Genomic DNA, 12,577 nt, shown 5'->3' on the forward strand with positions numbered 1-12,577 from the left:
AATCGTTCGATCCAATATTTATGATTAATTGACACAATTCATATCAATTGACACCTGCAGGAGCGGGTCAACCCGCTCCTGCAGACATCCTACCTGGCGATCTGGATCTTCGGCGCCCACTGCAGCCATTCATCCTCGGCCTTGTCGAACAGGGCAAAGGTCTGCTGCGGCCGTGCCGGGTTGCCCATCTGCTCGCCGTCCGGCGTAGCAAAAGCGATACCGCCATCGATCAGGGTCTCCACCGACTCGGTACGCACCGTAGCCCCCTTGAACAGCCCCCAGTCGAAGCCGAAGCCACTGCTGTTCCAGAAGCGGCTGCCACTGCGCACCAAGGCCGCATAGCGCGGCTCGATGAGGATATGGATCAACACGCGGTCAGCGCTCTGACCCAACTCGAAGCCTGTCACCTTGCCGACCGCCACCTCACGGTAAGTCACCGGCACACCCGGCTTTATCGAACCGCGGCGCGGGGCACTGAGCGTCAATGGCAAGCCAACCTCCGGCCCTGCCACCTGCGGGGCATCGGCCAAGGCGGTGAAGTCGCGCTGCGGGCCACGGTCCTTGGCTGCCGGCTGCACCTCCAGGTACTGCCCGCCAATCAGGGTGTCGAGGTTCTCGGTGCGCACCAGGCCCAAGGCTGGCTTGACCACCCAGAACTGCGTACCGGCGCGGGCAATGCGGTCTGCCGCCTCGGTGATGCGCGCCCGCAGCAGCACAGCCTGCAAGTCATCGGTCAGGTCGACGCTTTCGATACTGCCCACATCCAGGCCACGGAAGCGGATCGCCGTGCCTGGCTTGAGGCCATCTGCACGCTCTACTCGGACGGTGATCAACGTACCTGCGCGGTTGACCGCTTCCTGGCTGTCATGCAAGCGGAAGCGCGGAATGTGGCGTTTCAGCGCCACATCAGGCCGTGGCGTGTCGAAGGCAATACCGCCAGCCATCAGCGTTTGCAGCGACTCACTCTTGATCTTGATGCCCGACAGGCCGCCCGTCAGGGTAATGCCACTGACGTTCCAGAAGCGTGATGAACCGTTGACCAGCTTCTCGTATTCCTTCTCGATATGCACACCGATCAGGATGCGGTTGCTGTTACGGGCAAACTGGTAGCTCTGCACGCTACCCACCTTGACCTGGCGGTACATGACCGGGCTGCCGATTTCCAGCGAACCCAGGGTATCGGCAAACAAAACCATGTGCAGGCCCGGGGCCTTGAGGTCAAGCGGCGGCGCCTTGGCCCGGGCCTCGAACTCACGCTCGGGCCGCTCGCCCTTCTCACCCGGGCGAATGGCGATGTAGTTGCCTTTGACCAACGCTTCCAGGCCGGTGATACCTGCCAGTGAAATGGACGGTTTGACCACCCAGAACTGCGTGCCCTCGACCAGATAGTCCTCAGTCAGCGGATCCAGGGTCAGCTCGGCCGATGCACTGGCCAGGTTGTCATCCATCTTCAGGGTTTTCAGCGAGCCTACCTGGATGCCCTTGTACATGACCGGCGTACGGCCTGCCTGCAGGCCCTCGTAGTCGCTCAGCTTCACCTTCACCCGGATACCAGCCTGGGCAGCGTCGAAGTCTTCATACAGGCGAAACGGCAAGCTCGGATCTGTGGGCGGGCTGTCCTTGCGGTATTCCGGCGTGGCGAAGGCGATACCACCGGCCACGATGCTCGACAGCGACTCGCTGCGCACTTTCACACCTGACAGCGAAGCATCGATGCTGACGCCGCTGGCGTTCCAGAAACGCGTGTGCTTGCGCACCAGGCTGGCGTAGGCCGGCTCGATGAAAACCTTGATCTCGACAGTGCTCTGGTCCTCGGACAGGCGATAGCTTTTCACCCGACCAACCTGGATCTGCTTGTAGAAGATCGGGCTGTCACGGTTGAGCGAACCTAGCCTGTCGGCCTTGAGGGTCAAATGCAGGCCAGGCTCCGAATCCGAGAGCGGTGGCGCCACCTTCAACGCGGTGAAGCGCTTGGTGCGCTCCCCTTCCCCAGGGCTGACGGCGATATAGTTACCCGACACCAGGGTTTCAAGGCCGGTAATACCCGCCAGGCTGACACTCGGCTTCACCAGCCAGAAGCGCGTGCCCTTGGTCAGGTGAGGCTCGGCGGCCTTGTTCATTTCGATGGTGGCGATCACCCCTTGCTTATCGCCCTCGGCGTCGAGCACCAGGCTCTTCACTTTGCCTACCGGCATGCCCTTGTAGATGACTTCGGTCTTGTTGGCGACGATGCCTTCACCCGACTCGAAGCGGACTTCAATTTCCACGCCGGCCGCGCTGTAGGCCTGCCACGCGAGCCAGCCACCGATCATCAGGGCGATCAGGGGCAAGATCCAGATGGCCGACCAGTTCGAGGCTGGGCGGGTTTTAGCCGTTGGCAGGTCACTCATGGTCGTCATCCGACTCCGTGTTATCCCAAATCAGTCGGGGATCGAAAGTTAAAGCGGCAAGCATTGTAAGGATCACCACAGTTGCGAAGGCGACAGCGCCCAGATTGGCTTCGACACTGGCTATTCGGCCGAAATTCACCACCGCCACCAGGATGGCGATGACGAAGATATCAAGCATGGACCAGCGCCCAATGAATTCGATGAAGCGGTACATCAATATCCGTTGCCGCGCCGAAAGCGGCTGGTGACGCTGAACGGAATACAGCAGCAAGCCAATGCCCACCAACTTGAACGTGGGCACCAGAATACTGGCAATGAACACCACGGCGGCAATGGGCACCATGCCGTGCTTGAGCAGGGTGATGACGCCAGACATGATCGTATCGGGGCTACCTTGGCCGAGTGTGCTCACGGTCATGATCGGCAGCAGGTTGGCCGGGATGTACAGGATCGACGCAGCAATCAGCAGCGCCCAGGTACGCACGATGCTGTTGGGCCGGCGAGCATGCACGATGGCGCCACAACGGGTGCAGTTTTGTGAGGTGCCGCCTGGATCCTGCCGGTTCAACTCGTGACATTCATTGCAGACAACAATGCCAGCATCAATCGCCCGCATGCAGATCCTCCCCCGATAGCGCACTCCAGATCTGGTGCGGTGACATCACCACTTCAAGCCATACCTGGATCAACAAAAGGCTGATGAAGCAGAACAACCCAAGGCCCACGGTCAGGTCGGCCAGATCCACCAGTTTGACGATGGCCACCAGCACCCCCATGAAATAGACCTCGAGCATGCCCCAGTCACGTAAGTGGTGATAGATGCGGTAGAACAGCAGGCCGAAGCTACGCCCCACGTTGAAGCGAATACTCAGCAAGACCGCCAGCTGGCAGAGCAGTTTTGCCAAGGGTATAGCCATGCTGCACAGGAACACGACTACCGCCACACCTCGCATCTGCGAATTGTACAGGCCCAGTACCCCGCTCCAGACAGTATCGTCCGAAGTCTGGCCAAGCAGGTGCAGCTGCATGATCGGCAGAAAATTGGCAGGTACAAACAACAACAGCGCGGTCAGTACCAAGGCCAGGCTGCGGTTAACCACATTGTGCCGGTGGGCATAGAGCTCGTAGCCGCAGCGTGGGCATTGGGCTTTTTCATCGTGCTTGAGCACCGGCTTGCGCAGCAGCAAGTCGCATTCGTGACAGGCGACAAGCTCGTCCAACGGCAAATGGGCCAGGGCTTCGGGTTCGACAGAGTTGGGCATATAGCGCTTCTGAATAGGTGCGTGGGGCTATTCTAGTGTTCTGGCTCGGATTGTGGGAGGCGACAATGCCACGGAAACTTCCGGGAGCCTCCGCTGTGGGAGCGGGCGCGCAAAGACAAAACCCCTACCTGCATGCGCAGATAGGGGTTTTGCGAAATGAATCTTGACGATGACCTACTCTCACATGGGGAAACCCCACACTACCATCGGCGATGCATCGTTTCACTACTGAGTTCGGGATGGGATCAGGTGGTTCCAATGCTCTATGGTCGTCAAGAAATTCTGTAGCCAGAATGTCCAGATGGACAGCCCAGCGAATCCGGATATGTGATATTTGTGGGTACGTTCGAACTTTCGGTTCTTTCGTCTTCACCACCACAATTTGGCGCTTCTTGTTCAGAGGCCTGCACAAATTGCTTGGGTGTTATATGGTCAAGCCTCACGGGCAATTAGTATTGGTTAGCTCAACGCCTCACAGCGCTTACACACCCAACCTATCAACGTCGTAGTCTTCGACGGCCCTTCAGGGGATTCTAGATCCCAGTGAGATCTCATCTTGAGGCAAGTTTCCCGCTTAGATGCTTTCAGCGGTTATCTCTTCCGAACATAGCTACCCGGCAATGCCACTGGCGTGACAACCGGAACACCAGAGGTTCGTCCACTCCGGTCCTCTCGTACTAGGAGCAGCCCCTCTCAAATCTCAAACGTCCACGGCAGATAGGGACCGAACTGTCTCACGACGTTCTAAACCCAGCTCGCGTACCACTTTAAATGGCGAACAGCCATACCCTTGGGACCGGCTTCAGCCCCAGGATGTGATGAGCCGACATCGAGGTGCCAAACACCGCCGTCGATATGAACTCTTGGGCGGTATCAGCCTGTTATCCCCGGAGTACCTTTTATCCGTTGAGCGATGGCCCTTCCATACAGAACCACCGGATCACTAAGACCTACTTTCGTACCTGCTCGACGTGTGTGTCTCGCAGTCAAGCGCGCTTTTGCCTTTATACTCTACGACCGATTTCCGACCGGTCTGAGCGCACCTTCGTACTCCTCCGTTACTCTTTGGGAGGAGACCGCCCCAGTCAAACTACCCACCATACACTGTCCTCGATCCGGATAACGGACCTGAGTTAGAACCTCAAAGTTGCCAGGGTGGTATTTCAAGGATGGCTCCATGAGAACTGGCGTCCCCACTTCAAAGCCTCCCACCTATCCTACACAAGCAAATTCAAAGTCCAGTGCAAAGCTATAGTAAAGGTTCACGGGGTCTTTCCGTCTAGCCGCGGATACACTGCATCTTCACAGCGATTTCAATTTCACTGAGTCTCGGGTGGAGACAGCGCCGCCATCGTTACGCCATTCGTGCAGGTCGGAACTTACCCGACAAGGAATTTCGCTACCTTAGGACCGTTATAGTTACGGCCGCCGTTTACCGGGGCTTCGATCAAGAGCTTCGCTTGCGCTAACCCCATCAATTAACCTTCCGGCACCGGGCAGGCGTCACACCCTATACGTCCACTTTCGTGTTTGCAGAGTGCTGTGTTTTTAATAAACAGTCGCAGCGGCCTGGTATCTTCGACCGGCATAAGCTTACGGAGCAAGTCCTTCACCTTCGCCGGCGCACCTTCTCCCGAAGTTACGGTGCCATTTTGCCTAGTTCCTTCACCCGAGTTCTCTCAAGCGCCTTGGTATTCTCTACCTAACCACCTGTGTCGGTTTGGGGTACGGTTCCCAGTTATCTGAAGCTTAGGAGCTTTTCTTGGAAGCATGGTATCAACCACTTCGTCGCCTAATGGCAACTCGTCATCAGCTCTCGGCCTTGAAATCCCGGATTTGCCTAAGATTCCAGCCTACCACCTTAAACCTGGACAACCAACGCCAGGCTGGCCTAACCTTCTCCGTCCCTCCATCGCAATAACTGGAAGTACAGGAATATTAACCTGTTTTCCATCGACTACGCTTTTCAGCCTCGCCTTAGGGACCGACTAACCCTGCGTCGATTAACGTTGCGCAGGAAACCTTGGTCTTTCGGCGTGGGAGTTTTTCACTCCCATTGTCGTTACTCATGTCAGCATTCGCACTTCTGATACCTCCAGCAAGCTTCTCAACTCACCTTCACAGGCTTACAGAACGCTCCTCTACCGCATCATCATAAGATGATACCCGTAGCTTCGGTGCATGGTTTGAGCCCCGTTACATCTTCCGCGCAGGCCGACTCGACTAGTGAGCTATTACGCTTTCTTTAAAGGGTGGCTGCTTCTAAGCCAACCTCCTAGCTGTCTAAGCCTTCCCACATCGTTTCCCACTTAACCATGACTTTGGGACCTTAGCTGACGGTCTGGGTTGTTTCCCTTTTCACGACGGACGTTAGCACCCGCCGTGTGTCTCCCATGCTCGGCACTTGTAGGTATTCGGAGTTTGCATCGGTTTGGTAAGTCGGGATGACCCCCTAGCCGAAACAGTGCTCTACCCCCTACAGTGATACATGAGGCGCTACCTAAATAGCTTTCGAGGAGAACCAGCTATCTCCGAGCTTGATTAGCCTTTCACTCCGATCCACAGGTCATCCGCTAACTTTTCAACGGTAGTCGGTTCGGTCCTCCAGTTAGTGTTACCCAACCTTCAACCTGCCCATGGATAGATCGCCCGGTTTCGGGTCTATACCCAGCGACTAAACGCGCTATTAACACTCGCTTTCGCTACGCCTCCCCTATTCGGTTAAGCTCGCCACTGAATATAAGTCGCTGACCCATTATACAAAAGGTACGCAGTCACCTAACAAAGTAGGCTCCCACTGCTTGTACGCATACGGTTTCAGGATCTATTTCACTCCCCTCTCCGGGGTTCTTTTCGCCTTTCCCTCACGGTACTAGTTCACTATCGGTCAGTCAGTAGTATTTAGCCTTGGAGGATGGTCCCCCCATATTCAGACAAAGTTTCTCGTGCTCCGTCCTACTCGATTTCATTGACAAGAGATTTTCGTGTACGGGGCTATCACCCACTATGGCGGCACTTTCCAGAGCCTTCCACTAATCTCAAACCAACTTAAGGGCTGGTCCCCGTTCGCTCGCCACTACTAAGGGAATCTCGGTTGATTTCTTTTCCTCAGGGTACTTAGATGTTTCAGTTCCCCTGGTTCGCCTCTTGCACCTATGTATTCAGTACAAGATAACCAGCTTATGCTGGCTGGGTTCCCCCATTCAGAGATCTCTGGATCACAGTCTGTTTGCCGACTCCCCAAAGCTTATCGCAGGCTACCACGTCTTTCATCGCCTCTGACTGCCAAGGCATCCACCGTATGCGCTTCTTCACTTGACCATATAACCCCAAGCAATCTGGTTATACTGTGAAGACGACATTCGCCGAAAATTCGCACGTTGCTCTTTCGAGCAGAACTCACAAATTTTACCTTAGCCTGATCACACACCAGTGAAAGTGCATGTCAGTCTATTTCTATCACATATCCGAATTTTTAAAGAACGATCTGACAAAAGTCAGAAATCAACATTCGAAGCGAATGCTCATTTCTGAGTTTGATCAAGCTAAACGTGTTACCGCAGAAAGTGGTGGAGCCAAGCGGGATCGAACCGCTGACCTCCTGCGTGCAAGGCAGGCGCTCTCCCAGCTGAGCTATGGCCCCGCATATTGGTAGGTCTGGGCAGATTTGAACTGCCGACCTCACCCTTATCAGGGGTGCGCTCTAACCAACTGAGCTACAGACCTATATAGGGTCTTGATCGTCTTCAACTTCTTGAATCAAGCAATTCGTGTGGGTGCTCATCAGCAGGCTGATGTCGTCGATTAAGGAGGTGATCCAGCCGCAGGTTCCCCTACGGCTACCTTGTTACGACTTCACCCCAGTCATGAATCACACCGTGGTAACCGTCCTCCCGAAGGTTAGACTAGCTACTTCTGGTGCAACCCACTCCCATGGTGTGACGGGCGGTGTGTACAAGGCCCGGGAACGTATTCACCGCGACATTCTGATTCGCGATTACTAGCGATTCCGACTTCACGCAGTCGAGTTGCAGACTGCGATCCGGACTACGATCGGTTTTGTGAGATTAGCTCCACCTCGCGGCTTGGCAACCCTCTGTACCGACCATTGTAGCACGTGTGTAGCCCAGGCCGTAAGGGCCATGATGACTTGACGTCATCCCCACCTTCCTCCGGTTTGTCACCGGCAGTCTCCTTAGAGTGCCCACCATAACGTGCTGGTAACTAAGGACAAGGGTTGCGCTCGTTACGGGACTTAACCCAACATCTCACGACACGAGCTGACGACAGCCATGCAGCACCTGTGTCAGAGTTCCCGAAGGCACCAATCCATCTCTGGAAAGTTCTCTGCATGTCAAGGCCTGGTAAGGTTCTTCGCGTTGCTTCGAATTAAACCACATGCTCCACCGCTTGTGCGGGCCCCCGTCAATTCATTTGAGTTTTAACCTTGCGGCCGTACTCCCCAGGCGGTCAACTTAATGCGTTAGCTGCGCCACTAAAATCTCAAGGATTCCAACGGCTAGTTGACATCGTTTACGGCGTGGACTACCAGGGTATCTAATCCTGTTTGCTCCCCACGCTTTCGCACCTCAGTGTCAGTATCAGTCCAGGTGGTCGCCTTCGCCACTGGTGTTCCTTCCTATATCTACGCATTTCACCGCTACACAGGAAATTCCACCACCCTCTACCGTACTCTAGCTTGCCAGTTTTGGATGCAGTTCCCAGGTTGAGCCCGGGGCTTTCACATTCAACTTAACAAACCACCTACGCGCGCTTTACGCCCAGTAATTCCGATTAACGCTTGCACCCTCTGTATTACCGCGGCTGCTGGCACAGAGTTAGCCGGTGCTTATTCTGTCGGTAACGTCAAAACACTAACGTATTAGGTTAATGCCCTTCCTCCCAACTTAAAGTGCTTTACAATCCGAAGACCTTCTTCACACACGCGGCATGGCTGGATCAGGCTTTCGCCCATTGTCCAATATTCCCCACTGCTGCCTCCCGTAGGAGTCTGGACCGTGTCTCAGTTCCAGTGTGACTGATCATCCTCTCAGACCAGTTACGGATCGTCGCCTTGGTGAGCCATTACCTCACCAACTAGCTAATCCGACCTAGGCTCATCTGATAGCGCAAGGCCCGAAGGTCCCCTGCTTTCTCCCGTAGGACGTATGCGGTATTAGCGTTCCTTTCGAAACGTTGTCCCCCACTATCAGGCAGATTCCTAGGCATTACTCACCCGTCCGCCGCTGAATCGAAGAGCAAGCTCTTCTCATCCGCTCGACTTGCATGTGTTAGGCCTGCCGCCAGCGTTCAATCTGAGCCATGATCAAACTCTTCAGTTCAATACTGCTTGGGTTTTTAAGAAACCCTAAACTTGGCTCAGCAATCTCAAATGACTATGTGATTTCTCGCATGGTCACTTGTGATGCTGATAATCTTTTTGACTATCAGTCCATACTCACAAGCACCCACACGAATTGCTTGATTCAATTTGTTAAAGAGCGTTTGGTTAAGAGCTTTTCGTCTCAACCGAGGCGCGCATTCTACGCTTTCCTCAGAGCCTGTCAAGCGTTTATTTTGAAGTTTTTTGCGAGAATCTCGTTCAACTTCAAACACTTGGCTCGCTGCGATCTCTCGTAGCGGGAGGCGAATAATACAGCGTTTAAATCCGCTGTCAACTGCCTTTATCACCGCTGCCGATCTTTCGATCGAAGCCCTTACAGCGCCTTTCGAATCGTCTAACTCATTGAATCTCAAGGAGTTTGTCGTTCCGTTGTCGCTGGAAGTGGGGCGCATTATAAGGGGATTCGAAACCCCGTCAACCTTTAATTTCAACAAACTTCAATATCGCTGAAAAACAAAGCGGGGAGGCCTATCGGCCTCCCCGCTTTAGCTACCTGCCTTTAGAGGCTAGGGAATGCAAACTGCGACGCTTCATGGCTAGCCCGCTGCGGCCAGCGCTGGGTAATTGCCTTGCGACGGGTATAGAAGCGCACCCCGTCCGGCCCATAGGCATGCAGGTCACCAAACAGCGAACGCTTCCAGCCGCCAAAGCTGTGGTAAGCCACCGGTACCGGCAGCGGCACGTTCACACCCACCATGCCCACTTCGATCTCGTCACAGAACAGGCGCGCCGCTTCACCGTCACGGGTGAAAATGCAGGTACCGTTGCCATATTCGTGATCGTTGATCAGTTGCATGGCCTGTTCCAGGCTATTCACCCGCACAATGCACAGGACCGGCCCAAAGATCTCTTCTTTATAGATACGCATCTCGGGGGTCACTTTGTCGAACAGCGTGCCGCCCACGAAGTAGCCATCTTCATTGCCGGCTACCCGGAACCCACGGCCGTCCACCACCAACCTGGCACCCGAAGCCACACCGTCATCTATATAGCCCACTACCTTGTCACGCGCAGCGGCGGTCACCAGCGGGCCCATGTCCAGGCCGCACGAGGTGCCGGCACCAATCTTCAGTGCCTTGATCTGCGGTTCCAGCTTGGCAATCAATGCATCGGCAACCTGGTCGCCCACGCATACCGCCACCGAAATCGCCATGCAACGCTCGCCGCACGAACCATAGGCCGCGCCCATCAGCGCGCTGACGGCGTTGTCCAGGTCGGCATCGGGCATCAGCACCGCGTGGTTCTTCGCGCCACCCAGGGCTTGCACGCGCTTGCCGCGCTTGGTGCCTTCGGCATAGATGTACTCGGCGATCGGCGTTGAACCGACGAAGCTCAGCGCTTTGACTTCTGGCGCTTCGATCAGCGCATCCACCGCTTCCTTGTCACCGTGCACTACGTTCAGGATGCCCTTCGGCAGGCCGGCTTCCAGCAGCAGCTGGGCAATGTAAAGGGTCGAGCTCGGGTCACGCTCGGAAGGTTTGAGGATGAAAGCGTTGCCGCAGGCGATGGCCAGCGGGTACATCCACAGCGGCACCATGGCCGGGAAGTTGAACGGAGTGATACCGGCAACAACGCCCAATGGCTGGAAGTCGGACCAGGCATCAATGTTCGGGCCTACGTTACGGCTGTACTCGCCCTTCAGCACTTCTGGCGCTGCGCAGGCGAACTCGACGTTCTCGATGCCGCGCTTCAGTTCGCCGGCCGCGTCTTCAACGGTCTTGCCATGCTCTTCGCTGATCATCTGCGAGATCTTGGCTTCGTTCTGCTCCAGCAGTTGCTTGAAGCGGAACATCACCTGGGCGCGCTTGGCCGGCGGGGTGTTGCGCCAGGCCGGGAAGGCCGCCTTGGCGGAGTCGATCGCTTCCTGCACGGTAGCCCGACTGGCCAGCTCGACCTTGCGTACCGCCTGGCCAGTGGACGGATTGAAGACATCGGCGGTGCGCTCACCTTTGGAAACCAGCTCGCCATGGATCAGGTGCTGAACAATGCTCATGCAAAACTCCAGATAAAGAAGGAAGAGCCAGGCGCGCGATACGTGCACGCACCTGGTATCAAAATCGGAAAGATCAGTCGATCAGGTTCAGGTTTTCGCCGACTGCGTCGAACAGGCGGTCCAGCTCCTGCGGCGTAGTGTTGAACGTTGGGCCGAACTGCAGAGTGTCGCCGCCGAAGCGTACATAGAAGCCTGCCTTCCACAGTTTCATCGCCACTTCGTACGGGCGGACGATGGCATCACCGTCACGGGCGGCGATCTGGATGGCGCCTGCCAGGCCGTAGTTACGGATATCGACGACGTTCTTGGTGCCCTTCACGCCGTGCAGCAGCTTCTCGAAGTGCGGCGCCAGTTCGGCGGCAGACTGCACCAGGTTTTCTTTCTGCAGCAAGTCCAGCGCGGCGATACCGGCGGCACAGGCAACAGGGTGGGCCGAGTACGTGTAGCCGTGCGGGAACTCCACAGCGTATTCCGGCGTCGGCTGGTTCATGAAGGTCTGGTAGATCTCGCTGCTGGCAATCACCGCGCCCATTGGAATGGCGCCGTTGGTTACCTGCTTGGCAATGCACATCAGGTCCGGGGTAACGCCAAAGGCTTCAGCGCCGGTCATCGCGCCCATGCGCCCGAAGCCGGTGATGACTTCGTCGAAGATCAGCAGGATGTTGTGCTGGGTGCAGATTTCACGCAGGCGCTTCAGGTAACCCTTCGGCGGCGGCAGTACACCGGCCGAACCCGCCAGCGGCTCGACGATCACCGCAGCGATGTTGGAGGCATCGTGCAGCTCGATCAGCTTGAGCATTTCGTCAGCGAGGGCAATACCGCCCTCCTCCGGCATGCCCTTGGAGAAGGCGTTCACCGGCAGCACGGTGTGAGGCAGGTGGTCGACATCCAGCAACTGGCCGAACATCTTGCGGTTACCGTTGACGCCACCCAGGCTGGTACCGGCGATGTTCACGCCATGGTAGCCACGGGCACGGCCGATCATCTTGGTCTTGGTCGCCTGGCCTTTCAGGCGCCAGTAGGCACGCACCATTTTCAGCGCGGTATCGGCGCACTCGGACCCGGAGTTGGTGTAGAAGACGTGGTTCAGATCGCCAGGCACCAGATCCGCAATCTTTTCCGCCAACTGGAAGGACAGCGGGTGGCCGAACTGGAACGCCGGGGAGTAGTCCAGGGTGCCCAGCTGGCGGGTCACCGCGTCGGTGATTTCCTTGCGGGTGTGCCCGGCGCCACAGGTCCACAGGCCAGACAGCGCGTCGAAAATCTTGCGCCCCTGGTCATCGACCAGGTAGTTGCCTTCGGCCGCCACGATCAACCGTGGGTCGCGGTGGAAGTTACGGTTGGCGGTGTAAGGCATCCAGTGGGCATCCAGCTTGAGCTGGCTGGCGATACCGGCGGTAGCGGTTTCGGGCATGTTCATCGGCGGTTCCTCGGAAGACGATTAGGCAGCGATGGATCTTGTTGCAGCTAAATTGGCACGGCGATAAAGTCTGAAAAAGCCAACATTTCTAATCTTCAGACAGGCCGT

At 56.3% G+C, this 12,577-nt stretch carries 5 protein-coding genes, 2 tRNA genes and 3 rRNA genes; all 10 read right to left on the bottom strand.

The features are described 5' to 3' along the window. Positions 1-89 precede the first annotated feature (89 nt). On the bottom strand, positions 90-2,390 hold the full coding sequence (locus P0Y58_26785) for an MlaD family protein (protein WEK30450.1): 2,301 nt from the start codon (positions 2,388-2,390) through the stop codon (positions 90-92). Beyond that, on the bottom strand, positions 2,383-3,006 hold the full coding sequence (locus P0Y58_26790; GenBank protein WEK30451.1) for a paraquat-inducible protein A: 624 nt from the start codon (positions 3,004-3,006) through the stop codon (positions 2,383-2,385). Before P0Y58_26790 ends, P0Y58_26785 begins: the two co-directional genes overlap by 8 nt. Beyond that, on the bottom strand, positions 2,993-3,652 hold the full coding sequence (locus tag P0Y58_26795; protein ID WEK30452.1) for a paraquat-inducible protein A: 660 nt from the start codon (positions 3,650-3,652) through the stop codon (positions 2,993-2,995). Before P0Y58_26795 ends, P0Y58_26790 begins: the two co-directional genes overlap by 14 nt. A 161-nt stretch (positions 3,653-3,813) precedes the next feature. Next, positions 3,814-3,929, bottom strand: a 5S ribosomal RNA gene (gene rrf / locus P0Y58_26800). Positions 3,930-4,080: 151 nt separating this feature from the next. Then, positions 4,081-6,973 (bottom strand): 23S ribosomal RNA (locus P0Y58_26805). A 246-nt stretch (positions 6,974-7,219) separates the two neighbouring features. Continuing rightward, positions 7,220-7,295, bottom strand: a tRNA-Ala gene (locus P0Y58_26810). 6 nt (positions 7,296-7,301) lie between these two features. Further along, positions 7,302-7,378, bottom strand: a tRNA-Ile gene (locus tag P0Y58_26815). Positions 7,379-7,457: 79 nt separating this feature from the next. After that, a 16S ribosomal RNA gene (locus tag P0Y58_26820) occupies positions 7,458-8,994 on the bottom strand. The 16S, 23S and 5S rRNA genes sit together here with 2 tRNA genes alongside, the layout of an rRNA operon. Before the next feature lie 561 nt (positions 8,995-9,555). Then, on the bottom strand, positions 9,556-11,049 hold the full coding sequence (locus tag P0Y58_26825) for a CoA-acylating methylmalonate-semialdehyde dehydrogenase (GenBank protein WEK30453.1): 1,494 nt from the start codon (positions 11,047-11,049) through the stop codon (positions 9,556-9,558). Positions 11,050-11,122: 73 nt separating this feature from the next. After that, positions 11,123-12,469, bottom strand: coding sequence for an aspartate aminotransferase family protein (locus tag P0Y58_26830; GenBank protein ID WEK30454.1), 1,347 nt, complete (start codon positions 12,467-12,469; stop codon positions 11,123-11,125). Positions 12,470-12,577: the final 108 nt, after the last annotated feature.

The sequence above is a fragment of the Candidatus Pseudomonas phytovorans genome (genome assembly GCA_029202525.1).
In the GTDB taxonomy this organism is placed as follows: Bacteria; Pseudomonadota; Gammaproteobacteria; order Pseudomonadales; family Pseudomonadaceae; genus Aquipseudomonas; species Aquipseudomonas phytovorans.

Bases quoted from the DNA above. Each gene is read 5' to 3' on its own strand.
- P0Y58_26830 (WEK30454.1), bottom strand. From the start codon at position 12,469: ATGAACATGCCCGAAACCGCTACCGCCGGTATCGCCAGCCAGCTCAAG.
- P0Y58_26785 (WEK30450.1), bottom strand. From the start codon at position 2,390: ATGAGTGACCTGCCAACGGCTAAAACCCGCCCAGCCTCGAACTGGTCG.
- P0Y58_26790 (WEK30451.1), bottom strand. From the start codon at position 3,006: ATGCGGGCGATTGATGCTGGCATTGTTGTCTGCAATGAATGTCACGAG.
- P0Y58_26795 (WEK30452.1), bottom strand. From the start codon at position 3,652: ATGCCCAACTCTGTCGAACCCGAAGCCCTGGCCCATTTGCCGTTGGAC.
- P0Y58_26825 (WEK30453.1), bottom strand. From the start codon at position 11,049: ATGAGCATTGTTCAGCACCTGATCCATGGCGAGCTGGTTTCCAAAGGT.